Source organism: Streptomyces sp. rh34, from assembly GCF_002551245.1.
Lineage (GTDB): Bacteria > Actinomycetota > Actinomycetes > Streptomycetales > Streptomycetaceae > Streptomyces.
In genome coordinates this window covers 20,195-34,703 of the sequence record NZ_NTGZ01000012.1, presented here as the reverse complement: position 1 = coordinate 34,703, position 14,509 = coordinate 20,195, and the positions used below count along the sequence as shown (strand labels likewise).

At 74.3% G+C, this 14,509-nt stretch carries 12 protein-coding genes and 1 tRNA gene; 6 read left to right on the top strand and 7 right to left on the bottom strand.

Going from position 1 to position 14,509, the window contains the following annotated elements; genetic code table 11:
- The first annotated feature begins 103 nt into the window (after positions 1-103).
- On the top strand, positions 104-1,426 hold the full coding sequence (locus CR470_RS04800) for an MFS transporter (RefSeq protein WP_097866328.1): 1,323 nt from the start codon (positions 104-106) through the stop codon (positions 1,424-1,426).
- Here the strand turns inward: CR470_RS04800 and CR470_RS04795 are convergent.
- The gene (locus CR470_RS04795) at positions 1,416-2,027 is read right to left on the bottom strand and encodes a flavin reductase family protein (RefSeq protein WP_097866349.1); all 612 of its coding nucleotides are present in this window, start codon (positions 2,025-2,027) and stop codon (positions 1,416-1,418) included. The genes CR470_RS04800 and CR470_RS04795 overlap by 11 nt on opposite strands.
- 98 nt (positions 2,028-2,125) lie before the next feature.
- On the bottom strand, positions 2,126-2,707 hold the full coding sequence (locus CR470_RS04790; RefSeq protein WP_097866327.1) for a CGNR zinc finger domain-containing protein: 582 nt from the start codon (positions 2,705-2,707) through the stop codon (positions 2,126-2,128).
- 161 nt (positions 2,708-2,868) lie between these two features.
- Between CR470_RS04790 and CR470_RS04785 the strand changes: the two genes are divergently transcribed.
- Positions 2,869-3,324, top strand: a complete 456-nt coding sequence (locus tag CR470_RS04785; RefSeq protein ID WP_097866326.1) for a VOC family protein — start codon at positions 2,869-2,871, stop codon at positions 3,322-3,324.
- Between the two features lie 136 nt (positions 3,325-3,460).
- Complete coding sequence (locus CR470_RS04780) at positions 3,461-4,402, top strand: pyridoxamine 5'-phosphate oxidase family protein (protein ID WP_097866325.1); 942 nt, start codon at positions 3,461-3,463, stop codon at positions 4,400-4,402.
- Here CR470_RS04780 and CR470_RS04775 read toward each other — a convergent pair.
- Together CR470_RS04775 and CR470_RS04770 are read right to left on the bottom strand one after the other, a co-directional pair.
- A complete protein-coding gene (locus CR470_RS04775) occupies positions 4,399-5,259 on the bottom strand; it encodes an enoyl-CoA hydratase/isomerase family protein (RefSeq protein ID WP_097866324.1) in 861 nt (286 codons plus the stop codon). The two genes, CR470_RS04780 and CR470_RS04775, sit on opposite strands and share 4 nt — an antisense overlap.
- Entirely contained in the window at positions 5,250-7,478 is a 2,229-nt protein-coding gene (locus CR470_RS04770; protein ID WP_097866323.1) for an acetate--CoA ligase family protein, read from the bottom strand. The genes CR470_RS04775 and CR470_RS04770 overlap by 10 nt, the downstream gene beginning before the upstream one ends.
- Positions 7,479-7,680: 202 nt before the next feature.
- Here CR470_RS04770 and CR470_RS04765 point away from each other — a divergent pair.
- Positions 7,681-7,754: transfer RNA gene (locus CR470_RS04765), tRNA-Met, on the top strand.
- A 153-nt stretch (positions 7,755-7,907) separates the two neighbouring features.
- Positions 7,908-8,774, top strand: a complete 867-nt coding sequence (locus CR470_RS04760; protein ID WP_097866322.1) for an NAD(P)H-binding protein — start codon at positions 7,908-7,910, stop codon at positions 8,772-8,774.
- A 152-nt stretch (positions 8,775-8,926) separates the two neighbouring features.
- Here the strand turns inward: CR470_RS04760 and CR470_RS04755 are convergent, their stop codons facing one another.
- Positions 8,927-9,886, bottom strand: coding sequence for an AraC family transcriptional regulator (locus tag CR470_RS04755; RefSeq protein ID WP_097866321.1), 960 nt, complete (start codon positions 9,884-9,886; stop codon positions 8,927-8,929).
- Positions 9,887-9,987: 101 nt separating this feature from the next.
- On the opposite strand from CR470_RS04755, the gene CR470_RS04750 reads away from it, so the two are divergent.
- Positions 9,988-10,860, top strand: coding sequence for an NAD(P)H-binding protein (locus CR470_RS04750; RefSeq protein ID WP_097866320.1), 873 nt, complete (start codon positions 9,988-9,990; stop codon positions 10,858-10,860).
- Positions 10,861-10,950: 90 nt separating this feature from the next.
- Here the strand turns inward: CR470_RS04750 and CR470_RS04745 are convergent, their stop codons facing one another.
- A complete protein-coding gene (locus CR470_RS04745) occupies positions 10,951-11,424 on the bottom strand; it encodes a carboxymuconolactone decarboxylase family protein (protein WP_097866319.1) in 474 nt (157 codons plus the stop codon).
- A gap of 145 nt (positions 11,425-11,569) precedes the next feature.
- Positions 11,570-14,422, bottom strand: coding sequence for a BTAD domain-containing putative transcriptional regulator (locus CR470_RS04740; RefSeq protein ID WP_097866318.1), 2,853 nt, complete (start codon positions 14,420-14,422; stop codon positions 11,570-11,572).
- Positions 14,423-14,509: the final 87 nt, after the last annotated feature.

The window sequence follows — 14,509 nt, the reverse complement described above, 5'->3', positions numbered from 1 at the left end:
GGCCGTACAACAGCCGCTCTGGAGCCGGCCGTGGCCCGATTCCTGCGAACCATGTCCCCCGGGCCACTCGTGGCGAAGGGCGCAGGCCAAGAAGCTGGTCCATGTGACCGAGACCATCGAAAACGCCGCCCGGGACGACGACCGGCGGCTGCCCCGCGCGGCGCGTCGTCGCCCCCGTCCCCGCGTCCACCGGGCGTGGATCGTCGCCGCCGTCACCTTCGTGACGATCATCGGCGGTGCGGCGTTCAACTCCCTGCCCGGGCTGCTCATCGATCCGCTCCACACCGAGTTCGGCTGGTCCCGGGGCGAGATCGGGCTCGCGGTCTCCATCGACATGGCGCTGTACGGGCTGACCGCGCCGTTCGCCGCCGCGCTCATGGACCGCTTCGGCATCCGGCGGGTCGTGGCGGTCGCGCTCACCATGGTGGCGGCCGGAGCCGTCGCCAGCGTCTGGATGACCGCTTCCTGGCAACTGATGATCTATTGGGGGCTGTTGGTCGGCCTCGGCACCGGGTCGATGGCGATGGCGTTCGCCGCGACCGTCACCAACCGCTGGTTCGTGGCCCGCCGGGGCCTGGTCACCGGCGTCCTCACCGCGGCGGGGGCCTCCGGACAGCTGGTCTTCCTTCCGCTCTGCGCGTGGATCGTCGAAGAGCACGGCTGGCGGCCCGCCTCGGTCACCGTCGCCCTGGCGGCCCTCGTCGTCGTCCCGTTCGTGTGCTTGCTGATGCGTGACCACCCGGCCGATGTGGGGCTCGCCCCGTACGGCGGGGACTTCGTGTCCAAGCCCGCGCCGGCCCGGGGCGCCGCGCGCCGGACGGTGCGGGTGTTGTTCGACGCGGCCCGCACCGGACCGTTCTGGCTGCTCGCGGGCACCTTCGCGATCTGCGGGGCCTCCACCAACGGCCTGATCCGTACCCACTTCGTCCCCTCCGCCCACGACCACGGCATGCCGATCACGGCGGCCGCCTCGCTGCTCGCGGTGATCGGGGTCTTCGACGTCATCGGTACGATCTTCTCCGGCTGGCTCACCGACCGCTTCGACGCCCGCAGGCTGCTCGCCGTCTACTACGCGCTGCGCGGGATCTCGCTGCTGTTCCTGCCGATGCTGATGGCGCCCGAGGTGCAGCCGCCGATGATCTTCTTCATCGTGTTCTACGGTCTCGACTGGGTCGCCACGGTTCCGCCGACGCTGGCGCTCTGCCGCGAGCAGTACGGCGAGGACAGCGCGATCGTCTTCGGCTGGGTGCTGGCCTCGCACCAGGTGGGTGCGGCGGTGGTGGCGTTCCTCGGCGGGGTCGCGCGGGACGTCTTCGGCAGCTACGACGTCGTCTGGTACGCGTCGGGGGCGCTGTGCGCGATGGCGGCGCTGATGTCGCTGGTGATCCGCCGTGCCCGGACCGCCGAGGCCGTACCTAGCGGCTGAACCGGCCGAACACCCCCCGGTGGAAGAGGAGGGGCTCGCCTTCCTCCGCCGCCCCCAGCGCCTCCACCCTGCCGACCACGATGAGATGGTCGCCACCGGTGTGCACGGCGTGGACACGGCAGTCGATCCAGGCGGGTACGGAGTCCAGCAGCGGCGACCCGGTCGCCGGGGCGGCCTCGTGGGCCACCCCGGCGAACTTGTCGGCTCCGCTCACCGCGAACCCCCTGCAGAGCGCGCCCTGTTCCGCGCCCAGGATGTTCACGCAGAACGCCCCGGTGCGGGCGATGCGCGGCCAGGTCGTCGACGTACGGGCGACCATGAAGGACACCAGTGGCGGGTCCAGCGAGAGCGAGGCGAAGGACTGGCAGGCGAAGCCCGTCGGCCCGTCGGCGTCGCGGGCGGTGATCACGGTGACGCCACTGGCGAAGTGGCCCAGCACGCGCCGGAATTCGGACGGCGCTACGGGCGGCCGCTCGTCGTCCCGGACGGCCCTGAGGTCCGGCCGGGGCAGCGCCTCGTGCGGTGTCCCGGCCGGTGCCCCCGGTGCGGCTGTCGTGGCGGCGCCGACGGACCTGAGGTACCGGACGGCGGTGGCGGCCATGCCTGCGTGTCCCATCACGCCACCCATTAGAGCTGACGGTTCGTCAGATGTGAACCCGTGCGGGCCGGTCGGCCAGGTCGGCCCGGGGCGGTCGGGCGTCAGGCCCCGGAGCGCCGGGCGTAGTGGCGCTGCGCCTTCGCGCGGTTGCCGCAGCCCGCCATGGAGCACCAGCGGCGCGTCCCGTTCTTGGAGACGTCGTAGAAGTGCAGGATGCAGGCGTGGTTCGCGCAGGGGCGGATGCGTTCGGGCCGGTCCGCGATCAGTCGCAGCCAGTTCTCCGCCGCGTACCAGGCGGGGGCCCAGGACGGGTCGTCCACCTCCACCGCCGACGTCGGCACCCCGTCGGGACCCAGGGTGCGGCGGATGCGTCCGTGGGAGAGGACCTCGTTCAGCCGGTCGGCGCTCTCGGGGGTGGCCGGATCCTGACGGGCGGCCGAGGCGGCCAGGGTGTCGAGCGCCGTCCGGGCGAGGAGGAGCCGGTCCCGTGTGGCGGGGTCGGCGGTCGGGGTGGGGTCGAGGTGGCCCCGTACCGGCGGGCTGTTCAGCCAGACGGCCAGACCGGCCACGGAGTCCAGCAGGTCGTGCGGGCCGCCCCCGTCGATCCAGCGGGTGTTGAGCAGATCGAGAGCGAGCGGCTCGCCGGTCAGTGGCCGGGGGTCCGCGCCGGGGGGATGCGACACGGCTGGCTCCTTCTGTCACGCGGGACGGGGGGCGACTGCTCCGTCAATCATAACCAGCCAAATGAAGATGACCGGTTGACCCGGTTCGATCTAACCCCCAAACTCGATATCAGCGGTTACGAGATCCTCTCGCGACCCTGACCGAAGGAGCGGGACCGATCATGGGCAAGGCGAAGAACCTGCAGACCGGCCACGTCGGCCTCAACGTCACCGACCTGGAACGCTCGGCCGCCTTCTACCGCGAGGTCTTCGACTTCGAGGTGCTGGCCGAGGGCAAGGACGCCGATCGCCGCTGGATCTTCCTGGGGCACGACTCCCGGCTGATGGTGACCCTGTGGCAACAGAGCGAAGGCACCTTCGCGACGGCCCTCCCCGGCCTCCACCACCTCTCGTTCCAGGTGGACTCCGTCGAGGAGGTCCGGGCCACCGAAGAGGTCCTGCGCGGGCTGGGCACGGAGTTCGCCCACGAGGGCGTCGTACCCCACGGCGAGAGCGGCACGTCGGGCGGCATCTTCTTCACCGACCCCGACGGCATCCGCCTGGAGGTCTACGCGCCGACCGGGGCCGACCCGGCGGACGCCCCTGTCGCCGGCGCTCCCACCTGCGGCTTCTTCTGAGCCAAGCGGGCTTCCAGGCAACCACGGCATCCAGGCCTGCAGGCATCCGGGCGTCCAGGCACGCAGGCCTTCAGACGTCCAGGCGTCCGGGCGTCCGGGCGTCCGGTCATCGGCAGAAGGGCAGGCGGGCGGGGTCATGAGCGGATATCACCGGGGCGAGGTCGCCGCGCAGGAGCGGGCGGGGCTCACCCGGCGGGCGGAGAGTGCGGGGCGGGCCATCCGCTCCGACATCCCCGAGGTGGCGGCGGACTTCCTCGTCCGGCAGCCCTTCCTGGTGGTGGGCGGGGCGGACGAGCGGGGGCGGATCTGGGCGACGCAGCTCACCGGCGAACCGGGGTTCCTGAGCGTGCCCGCGCCGGACACCCTGATCATCGGGGCACTGCCGTCGCCCTACGACCCGCTGGCCGGTCCGCTGTCCGGCGCCGGCACGGGTGGGGCCGCCCCCGCCCGCATCGGCATGATCGGCATCGAACCGGCCACCCGGCGCCGGATGCGGATGAACGGCCGGGCGGTCCGTCACGGGGACGGGCTCCGCGTCACCCTCGACCAGGCCGTCGCCAACTGCCCCAAGTACATCCAGGTGCGCCGGCACCGCCGGATCGCACCGGGCGAGGCGAGCGGGCAGCGGCCCGCGGTCACGGACGGCGACGCCCTGAGCCCGGCGCAGCAGGAAACGCTGCGGACCGCCGACACCTTCTTCGTCGCCACCGCGTCCGACCGGGGCGACGCCGACGCCTCGCACCGGGGTGGCAACCCGGGCTTCGTCCAGGTGCTCACACCCCGGCTGCTGCGCTGGCCCGACTACGCGGGCAACGGCATGTTCCTGACCCTGGGCAACCTCGAACTCAACCCGGTCGCCGGTCTGCTCGTGCCCGGCTGGGACACCGGGGCCTCCCTCCACCTGACCGGCTTCGCCCGCACGGTCTGGGACGGGGACGCGGTGGCGCGGATCCCGGGGGCGGAGCGCCTCGTGGAGTTCGAGGTCACCGCCGTACGGGAGATCGCCGCCGCCTCCCCGCTGCGCTGGTCGGAACCCGCCTTCCACCGCTTCAACCCCCCGGTGGCCGAAGGGTCCTAGCGCCCCCGGTACTCCGGCGACCGGCGCTCGACGAAGGACGCCACGCCCTCGTTGGCGTCGCGCGTGGTCATGTTGATCTCCTGGGCGGCGGCCTCCGCCGCGAACGCCGTGGCCCGGTCGCCGTCCAGCGAGGCGTTCACCAGCTGCTTGGTCAGGGCGAGGGCCCGGGTGGGGCCGGCCGCCAGCCGGTCCGCCCACTCCTTGGCCAGGGCCTCCAACTCCTCGCGCGGAACCGTGCGGTTGACCAGACCCAGTCGCTCCGCGTCCGCCGCCGGCAGCGCGTCCCCGAAGAACATCAGCTCCTTGGCGCGCCGCGGGCCCACCAGCCGGGGCAGCAGATACGCGCCGCCGCCGTCCGGGACGAGCCCTCGGCGTACGAAGACCTCGATGAACCTCGCCGTGTCGGCCGCCAGGACCAGATCGCACGCGAACGCCAGATGCGCGCCGATCCCGGCCGCCGTTCCGTTGACGGCGGCGATCACCGGCTTCTCGCAGTCCAGCACGGCGGCGATCAGCCGCTGTGCGCCGAGCCGGATCGTCCGGGCGACGTCCCCCGGGACTCGCTCCCGGGCCGGGGCCGGGGTGCCGCGCAGGTCGGCCCCGGCGCAGAAGCCGCGGCCGGTGCCGGTGAGCACGACGGCCCGGACGGCGGGGTCGGCGGAAGCCTCCTCCAGCAGGGCGACGATCCGCTCCCGCTGGTCCCAGGTGACGGCGTTCATGGCCTCCGGGCGGTTGAGGGTGATCCACGAGACGCCGCCGTCGAGCACGTGCAGGACGGTCTCGTCCAGGGCGGCCTGTGCCGCGCCCTCCGCCCCGTCCTGTGCCGCGGCCTGTGCCGCCTCCCCGCTCACCGGCACACCGCCAGCGCGTCCAGGGCCACCGCGCCCTGCCCGCGGCCCAGCACCACCAGCGGGTTGATGTCCAGCTCGGTCAGGTCGTCGCCCAGCTCCAGGGCCATGCGCTGCACCCGCAGCACCACCTCGACGAGGGCGTCCACATCGACGGGGGGCCCGCCGCGCACCCCCTCCAGCAGGGCCCGGCCGCGCAGCTCGCCGAGCATGTCCCGGGTCTCCTGCTCGCCGAACGGCGGCACCCGGACCGCCGAGTCGTGCAACACCTCCACCAGGACCCCGCCGAGCCCGACCGTCACCGTCGGGCCGAAGAGGGCGTCGTGGGTCACCCCGACCATCATCTCGACGCCCCGGTCGATCATCTGGCAGACCAGGACGCCGTCCAGGTCCACGGACTCGTACCGGGCGATGTCGGTCAGCTCGCGGTAGGCGTCGCGGACCTGGCTGGCCGAGGTGAGGCCGACCTTCACCAGGCCCAGCTCCGTCTTGTGGGCGAGCCGGGGCCCGGAGGCCTTCATCACCACCGGGTAGCCGACCGGGCCCGCCGCCCGGACCGCCGCCGCCGCGCTGGTCACCAGCTGCTCGCGCGGCACCCGGATCCCGTACGCGCGCAGGAGCTGCTTCGCCGCGTGCTCGCTGAGCTGCTGTCCCGGCCGCAGCAGGCCCCGCGCCTTGCGGAAGGAGGGCGACGGGGTGCGCGGGGCGTCCTCGAAGGGGGAGCGGTAGCGGTCGGTGAACCGGTGGTGGTCCACGTAGGCCTTCACGGCGGTGACGCAGTTGCCGGCCGTACGGAAGGTGGCGAGGCGGGAGGAGCCCAGCAGGGTGGTGCGGTAGGCGTCCTCGGTGCCGACGGGGGAGCCCCAGATGACGCAGACCAGCTTGTCGGTGGCTTCCGCCGCGTCCGCCAGGTCCTGGGCGAGCCGGTCGCTCATCGGGGGGAAGGGGCCGGTGATCGGGCAGATCAGCACCCCGACCGACGGGTCCGCGAGGATCGCGTCGATGATCTTCCGGCCGCGCCAGTCGCCGACCGGGTGGCCGCCGTTGTCGATGGGGTTGGCGACGTTCAGGTAGTCGGGTATCCAGGTGTGCAGTTCGTCCTGCTTCGCGGAGGAGAGGGCGGGCAGTGAGAGCCCCGCCGCCGTCGCCAGGTCCGCGAAGTGCGCGCCGGTGCCGCCGGAGATCGAGTACACGGCGACCCCCTCGGCCTGCGGCGGCCGGGCACGGGCCAGCAGGGCGGCGGTGTCCTGGAGTTCGTCCAGGCCGTTCACCCGGATCACCCCGAACTGCCGCATCGCCGCGTCCACCACCTGGTCCGCCCCGGTCAGCTTGCCGGTGTGCGAGGCGGCGGTCCTGGCCCCGGCCTCCGTGCGGCCCACCTTGACGGCGACGACGGGGACCTTGGCGCGGGCGGCCCGGTCGGCGGCGAGCAGGAAGGAGCGGCCGTCCTTGAGCCCCTCGACGTAACAGGCGATGGCCCCGACCTCGGGGAGCTGGGCGAAGTACGCGAGGAAGTCGGCGGTCTCCAGGTCGGCCTCGTTGCCCGTGGGGGCCCAGTGGGAGAGCCGGATGCCCAGCTCCTGGAGGGCGTGGAGCGGGCGGCCCTGGTGTCCGGACTGGGTGATCAGGGCGATGGCGGGGCCCTCCAGGTCCTCGCGGAACCTCTCGAAGGCGTTCAGGTTGGTGTTCGGGCCGAGCAGGCGCAGCCCGGAGCGCTCCACGGCCGCCGCCAGCCGGTCCTGGGCCTCCGCGCCCGCCTCCCCGGTCTCGGCGAACCCGGAGGCGAAGGCGACGGCGAAGGGCACCTCGGCCTCGCCCAGCTCCTCGATCACCGGGAGCGGGTCCGCGACCAGCAGGACCGCGAGGTCGACCTGCTCGGGCGCGTCGGCGACCGAGGGGAAGCAGTCCCGGCCGAACACGGTCCGCCGGGTCGGGTGCACCGGGTGCAGCCGGGCCCCGACCCGGTCGGCCCAGGCGATGAGCTGCCGGGTGATGCCGGTGTTGGGGCGGCCCTCGGCGTCCGATGCCCCGACGACGGCCACGGACCGGGGCCGGAAGAAGCGGTCCAGGTCGGGCACGGTCAGGTGCAGCGGTCGCCCGCTGACGTCGAGGCCGCCCCGGGCCGAGGCCGTCGGCAGGCTGACGACGGCGGCGTGCGGCTCCTCGCCGCAGGCCACCACCCGGGCACGGAAGTCGGTGGTGAGGGTGCCGTGAGTCGATCCAAGCATCGTTCCGCCCACTCCTGCTCGATGGCCCACCGGTGAACCGGCGGGGCCGGCCGGTTAGCTGACAGACTGTCAGGTTACTGAACTGACGCTGCGTCAGGAATGGGTGTGCAGGCAAAGGCTCGCGCGATCACCGGCCGGCCGTGCGGGCGAAACTCCCGTGGTCACGGAGAGGCAATCCGTGGCGTAGAGTGGTGTTTACCGACGCGGGGTGGAGCAGCTCGGTAGCTCGCTGGGCTCATAACCCAGAGGTCGCAGGTTCAAATCCTGTCCCCGCTACTGAAGAACACGACCGAGGCCCGGATCCCTGGATCCGGGCCTCGGTCGTTTCCCCGATGGGAGGCCGGCGTGCCGCCTCCGCCGGACGCTCGGACATGCCTCCCGGTCACTGAGCCATGGGCGGGGGCCACCCCGCCGGGCGAGGCTGGTGCCATGAATCGGACAGACACGACCTCCGCGCAGGAACCCGTACTCGTGATCGGCGGCACCGGCAAGACCGGCCGCCGGGTGGTGGCCCGGCTCCGCGAGCGGGGAGTGGAGACCCGGGCGGCCTCGCGGACCGGCGACACCCCGTTCGACTGGGCGGACCCCACCACCTGGGCCGCCGCCCTGGACGGGGCCGCCGCCGCCTACATCACCCCGCTCGACGCCTCACCCTCCCCGACGCCCGCCTTCGTCGAACAGGCCGTCGCGAGCGGGGTGCGGCGGCTGGTGCTGCTCTCGGCCCGGGGCACGGACGAGCCCGGCTACTTCGGCCCCGGTTACGAGGACGGCGGCCCGCACGGAGAGGGGGAGCGGGCCGTACGTGCCTCCGGGGTGACCTGGACGATCCTGCGGCCCGGCTGGTTCGCGCAGAACTTCAGCGAGGGCGTCTTCCTCGACGGCGTACGCGATGGCGAGCTGGCGCTGCCCACCGGGGACGGGAGGGCGGCGTTCGTCGACGCGGACGACATCGCGGCGGTGGCCGTCGCCGCGCTCACCGAGGACGGTCACGGGGGCCAGGAGTACGGGCTCTCGGGCCCGCGCGCGCTCGGCATCGACGACGTCCTGGACGAGATCGCGAAGGTGACCGGCAAGCGCGCCGCGTACGTCCCCGTCGACACGTCCGCCTTCCGTGCCGGGCTCGTCGCCCAGGGCTTCCCGGACGAGGAGGCCGGTCTCTGGACGGACGCGCTGAAGCCGATCACCACCAGCCGGGAGGCGCCCGTCCTGGACGGGGTGCGCCGGGCGCTCGGCCGGGAGCCGCGCGACTTCGCCGTGTTCGTCCGGGACGCGGCGGCGCGGGGCGTCTGGGGCTGAGCCCTCTGCCGGTGCCGGGGGCGGAGGCCGGAACCGGGCCCCGGGGCGGCGGGCCGGGCCGAGGGTCGGAGGCGGGCCGGGCTCCGGGCTCCAGGAGAGGCAGCCGCCCCAGCGCCCGGGGGCGGCTCACCCCTTCGGGCCCGTGGGGCGGTTCAACCCGCCGGGGCGGCCGTCTCCACGGCGTCGGCGGCCGAAGCCGCGCGCCGGAACGCGGTCGGGCTCTCGCCGCGCAGCCGCTTGAACGCCGCGCTGAAACCGAACGCGTCCGCGTAGCCGACCCGCCGGGCCACGGCCGCCACCGTCAGCTCCGGGCGGGTCAGCAGGTCGGCCGCGAGCGTCATCCGCCATGCGGTCAGGTAGGCCACCGGGCCCTCCCCGACCAGCTCGGTGAACCGCTTCGCCAGGGTCGTCCGGGAGACCCCCGCCCGGACCGCCAGCTCCGCCGTCGTCCAGGGATGCGCCGGGTCCTCGTGCATCGCCCGCAGGGCCGGCCCCGCCACCTGGTCGCCGAGCGCCCCGTACCACCCGGGCGGATCCGCCTCGGGCCGGTCGAACCAGTCGCGCAGCGTGCACACCAGCAGCCAGTCCAACAGCCGGTCGAGCACGATCTGTTCGCCCGGCCGCCCGCCGCCGATCTGCCCCTCCAGATAGTCGCGCATCGGCGCGCAGTCCTGCTCGTCGGGCACCACGAGGGCGGGCGGGAGCGCCCGCAGGAGCCGCTGCGGCACCTGCGCCCGCACGTCGTAGGTGGCGGCCAGCAGCACGGTGGGGAAGCCGGACCCGGGTCCGGCTTCCGGCGCGGGGGCGCCGGCCGGGGCCACGCCTCCGCCCACCTCGCGTACGCCGCCGGCGAGGCCCGTCCCCGTACCGTTCGCCGGGTCGTCGGTGAAGACGAACGGGGCCGGGCCGCGGACGATCGCCGACTCGCCGACCTCCACCCGCAGCGGCTCGCCGCCCTCCGGCACGATCCACCCCCCGCCCCGCATCGGCAGGCACAGCGTCAGATACGCCCCGTCGGTGAACCGCACCGACCACGGCGCGCGCAGCACCGAACGGCCGAACACCGCGCCACTGCCCCGCACGCCCCGCAACAGCTCGTCGAACACGTCCATGACGCAACTGTAGGCAGAGCCGCCTCCGCTCCGGACGCTCCCCTATGCACGACGGACGAACGCCCATGGGTCCGGCGGGATCCCCGCGATGGACTGGGCCCATGACGACGAAGAGCACACACCGCGTTCCGTCCGGCATCCTCGTCCTCGGGGCCACCGGCAAGACCGGCCGCCGGGTCGTGGCCCGGCTGCGGGCGACCGGGACCACCACGGTCCGCCCCGCCTCCCGCTCCGGCGAGGTCCGGTTCGACTGGACCCTCCCCGACACCTGGGAGCCCGCCCTCGCCGGGGCCGACGCCCTCTACCTGGTCGCCCCCGACGACCCGTCCCCCGTGAAGGACTTCGTGACCCGCGCCGAGGCCTCCGGGGTCCGCCGCTTCGTGGTCCTGTCCGGCCACGGCATCGAGCACGCGGGCGAGGGCTTCGGCCGGGGCATGGCGGCGGCGGAGGACGCGGTCCGGGGGACCGGGGCCGAGTGGACCCTCCTGCGCCCCAACAACTTCTTCCAGAACTTCGACGAGGACCTGTGGCGGGCCCCGCTCGGCGAGGGCCGCCTCGGCCTGCCCATCGGGGACGTCCCCGAACCCTTCGTCGACGCCGACGACGTGGCGGCGGTCGCGGCGGCCGTCCTCACCGAGGACGGCCACGCGGGCCGCACGTACGAACTGTCCGGCCCCCGCGCCCTCACCTTCGCCGGGGCCACGGAGACCATCGCCCGCGCGGCCGGCCGGCCCATCCGCTACGAGGAGCTGACCCCGCAGGCGTACCGCGCCGAACTCCTCGCCCAGGGATGGCCGGAGGCCGCCGCCGACTCCCTCGGCGCGATGTTCGCCCTGCACCGCGCGGGCCACACGGCCGAGGTGACCGACGGCGTCCGCCAGGTGCTCGGCCGGGAGGCGGCGGACCTGGAACCGTGGGCGCGGCGCATCGCGGCCACCGGGGTCTGGGCCGAGGGCGCGTCCGGCGGATCGTGACCGGGTCCGCGACGCCTGGCACCCCCTACGGTCGCTCGTCCGGATCAGGCCGGGCCCGCGGGGTCCGGCCTGATCCGGACGGGACAGCTCTCAGGCGAACTGCCCGACCCGGTAGCCGCCGGCCGGCTGCTGGAGGATGACGTTCAGCCGGTTGAAGGTGTTGATCAGCGCGATCAGGGAGGCCAGGGCGAGGAGCTGCTCCTCGTCGTAGTGCTGGGCGGCGTTCGCCCAGACGTCGTCCGGGACCCCGCCCGCCGCGTCCGCGATGCGGGTGCCCTGCTCGGTCAGCTCCAGCGCGGCGCGCTCGGCGTCGGTGAAGACGGTGGACTCCCGCCAGGCGGCGATCAGGTTGAGCCGCAGCGCGGTCTCCCCGGCCGCGGCGGCTTCCTTGGTGTGCATGTCCAGGCAGCCGCCACAGCCGTTGATCTGGCTCGCGCGGATCTTCACCAGCTCCTGGGTCACCGGGGGCAGTGTCGTGTCCTCGACGACCTTGCCCGCCGAGAGCAGGTGCCGCACGACCTTTCCCGCTACCGGGCTGGCGAAGGCGTTGAGTCGGGCGTTCATGATGTGCTCCCTCTGCTGTCGTCCGTGGCTGCACACAGGACGGAACGGGCCCCGGAGGATGTGACATCCGAGGGAGTGACGGGCGTCACCCGAAGGGGCGGCGAAGAGGCGGCGAGGAGCGGCGAAGGGACCGTGAGGAGGCCGCTCAGGGCCGGGGCACGAGGTTCAGTTCCGCCAGTGCGGCCTCGGCGTGGCCGGCGTGGCCCGACGTGTGGCCCTTGGCCCGAGCCCGGTTCAGGTGGCGCCTGGCGGCATCCCGGTCGCCGCGGAGCCGTGCCGCCTGTCCCAGGCCGATCTCGGCACGGATCTCGCCCACGCTGTAGGCGCGCTCGGCCGACACGGCCAGCGCGCGCTCGTACAGTTCCGCCGCCCGCTCGGTACGGCCGCCCGCCAACGCCGTCCTGCCGAGCCAGCTCAGCGCCTCGACGACCTCGGTCCACAGGCCGAGCTCCTCGGCCATCAGGAGACCTTCCCGGTGCAGCCGTTCCGTCCGTACGAGGTCACCCCCGCGTTCGGCCGCGAGCGCCAGGGCCCGGGTGGCCCGCAGCCGGCCCCAGCGGTCGCCGGCCTCCACGAACAGTGCGGCGCCCAGCTCCGCGGACGCGTCCTGGCCCGGGGCATGGCCGGCGAGCTCGACCAGTGCCGCGGCCTCGCCCCAGCGGTCCCGGGCGGCGCGCGCGCCGGCCAGACTCGCCTCCACCAGCCGCCGGCCCTCGCGGTGGTGGCCGCCGCCGGTCAGGCCCGTGCCGACGAACCACTGCAACCGGGCTCTCAGCACAGGGTCCTCGACGCCGGCGGTGGGGTCCGCGTCCGCCGGGGCGGCTGCCGTACCGGCCCCCGACGTGCGCAGCTCGATACCGGCCAGCCAGAGCCGCGCCGCCACGCGCGCGGCCGGGGCCGCCCCGCCCCCGGCGGCCAGCGCCGTCCTGAGCGACCTGCGGGCCTCGGTGAGCCGGCCGCGCAGGAACCAGTACCACGCCTGCGCGTTCACCAGCCGTACCGCGTATCCGGCGGCGTCCTGGGTGACCGCGAGTTCCAGGGCGCGGCGCAGGTTGACGGTCTCCGCGTCAAGGCGCTCCAGGCAGCTCCGCTGGTCCGGGCCGCGCAGCCGCTCGCTCTCCCGCTCGGCCAGCTCGGTGCAGTGGCGTACGAACCGTGCGCGTACGGCGGTCTCCTCGCCCGCCTCCACCAGCCGTTCGGCGCCGTAGGCTGCCACGGATTCGAGCAGCCGGAACCGGTCTCCCTCACGGACCACGAGCGAGCGGTCCACCAGCCGGGACAACAGGTCGGGGATTCGCCCGGCGCCCAGGCCGGCGTCGGCGCAGACCGCCCGGGCGGACGCCATGACGCAGCCGTCGGCGTGGACGACCAGGCGTCGCAGCACGGTGCGCTCGTCCTCGGTCAGCAGCTGCCAGCTCCAGTCGAGCATGCCCCGCAGCGTCTGCTGGCGGTCCGGAAGTCCGCGTACCCGGACATCGGGCCGGGCGAACCGGTCGTCCAGCCGGGCGGCGAGTTCCTGCGGGCTCAGCGTCCGCAGCCGGGACGCCACGAGTTCCAGGGCGAGCGGAATACCGTCGAGGCGACGGCAGATGGTGGCGACGGCCTCCGCGTTGTCCGCGTCGAGGACGAAGCCGGGCGCCGCCGCCGCGGCCCGCTGCACGAACAGTTCGACGGCGCCGGCCCGGGCGACCGCCCGCGGGTCGGTCCGTTCCGGCAGCGTCAGCGGCGGTACCGGATGTACCACCTCGCCGGGCACGTCGAGGGGCTCCTGGCTGGTGAGCAGGAGGTGCGCCGCGGGCACGGCCGACAGCACGGCACCCGCGAGCACGGCGACCGGCTCGACGAGGTGTTCGCAGTTGTCCAGCAGGATCAGCAGCCGCTTGTCCGCCACCGCCCGGCACAGCCAGCCCACCAGGTCGTCCAGATCCGGCTCCGTCGCCGCGGTGTCGCACAACCCCAGCGTCGTGATGACCCGTTCGGCGACGTCGTCCGGGGCCGACGCGGCGCCCAGGCCCGCCAGTTCGACCAGCCACACCCCGTCGGCGAACCGCCCGGACGCGTCGCGTGCCGCGGCGACCGCCAGCCGTGACTTGCCCACTCCGCCGAGACCGGTGAGGGTGACGAGACGGGTGTTCCCGCCGGGGTCCAGCCGGGCCAGGACCCGCTCGGCTGCCTCGCGCCGGCCGATCAGCGGAGTCAGCGGGGTGGGAAGATTGGTACGGCACGACAGCGATTCGACCGTGGGTGTGGCCAGCTGCGTCTCCTGACGCAGGATCGCCTCGTGCAGCGCGGAGGCTTCCGGACCGGGTGACGCCCCCAGCTCCTCGGCGAGTCGCCGCCGCAGATCCTCGAAGCTCCGCAGGGCGTCGCCCTGCCGCCCGGCCCGGTACAGGGCACGCATATGGGTCATGCGCAGCCGCTCGCGCAGCGGGTGGCGCCCCACCGACGCCCCCAGCTCCGCCGCCAGCGCCGCGTGCTCGCCCTGTGCGAGGCGCGCCTCGGCGTGGTCCTCGACGACGTTGAGGCGCAGCTCTTCCAGCCGGGCGATCTCGCCGCGGGCGAACAGGGACTCGGCCACATCGGCGTAGGCCGGGCCCCGCCACAACGCGAGCGCTTCGGCGAACAGGTTCGCCCGCACCGCCGGTTCCCGGTGGGCGCGGGCGCGCTCGGCCAGCTCCTGGAACTCCAGGGCGTCGACCGTGCCGATCACGTCGTGCCCGTCGTCCGCGAGCAGCAGCCGGTAGCCGGCGGGCTCGCGGACCACCCGCTCCCGGCCCAGCACGCGGCGCAGCTGGGAGACCTTGGTCTGCAGCGTGTTGGCCGACCCGCCCGGCGGGCCGCTCGCCCACAGGTCCTCGATCAGGCGGTCCGCCGGCACCGGCCCGCCGCCCTGGACGAGCAGATCCGCCAGCAGGGCGCGGACCTTCGCTTCGGGGACCTTGACCGGCCGCCCCTCGGCGTCCCAGACGGCCAGCGGGCCGAGCACCCCGTAACGCATGGCCGGAGTCTATCGCCGGACGACCCTCAGGAAACCGTGCGTGGGGGTCGGCACTGTGGCGCGTGCAGGTTGCCGAGACGCGAGACG

What these genes read in the sequence shown, in the direction of transcription:
- CR470_RS04795 (WP_097866349.1), bottom strand. Translation starts at nt 2,027, where the DNA reads ATGGCCGCCACCGCCGTCCGGTACCTCAGGTCCGTCGGCGCCGCCACG.
- CR470_RS04740 (WP_097866318.1), bottom strand. Translation starts at nt 14,422, where the DNA reads ATGCGTTACGGGGTGCTCGGCCCGCTGGCCGTCTGGGACGCCGAGGGG.
- CR470_RS04770 (WP_097866323.1), bottom strand. Translation starts at nt 7,478, where the DNA reads ATGCTTGGATCGACTCACGGCACCCTCACCACCGACTTCCGTGCCCGG.
- CR470_RS04750 (WP_097866320.1), top strand. Translation starts at nt 9,988, where the DNA reads ATGACGACGAAGAGCACACACCGCGTTCCGTCCGGCATCCTCGTCCTC.
- CR470_RS04780 (WP_097866325.1), top strand. Translation starts at nt 3,461, where the DNA reads ATGAGCGGATATCACCGGGGCGAGGTCGCCGCGCAGGAGCGGGCGGGG.
- CR470_RS04755 (WP_097866321.1), bottom strand. Translation starts at nt 9,886, where the DNA reads ATGGACGTGTTCGACGAGCTGTTGCGGGGCGTGCGGGGCAGTGGCGCG.
- CR470_RS04760 (WP_097866322.1), top strand. Translation starts at nt 7,908, where the DNA reads ATGAATCGGACAGACACGACCTCCGCGCAGGAACCCGTACTCGTGATC.
- CR470_RS04785 (WP_097866326.1), top strand. Translation starts at nt 2,869, where the DNA reads ATGGGCAAGGCGAAGAACCTGCAGACCGGCCACGTCGGCCTCAACGTC.
- CR470_RS04745 (WP_097866319.1), bottom strand. Translation starts at nt 11,424, where the DNA reads ATGAACGCCCGACTCAACGCCTTCGCCAGCCCGGTAGCGGGAAAGGTC.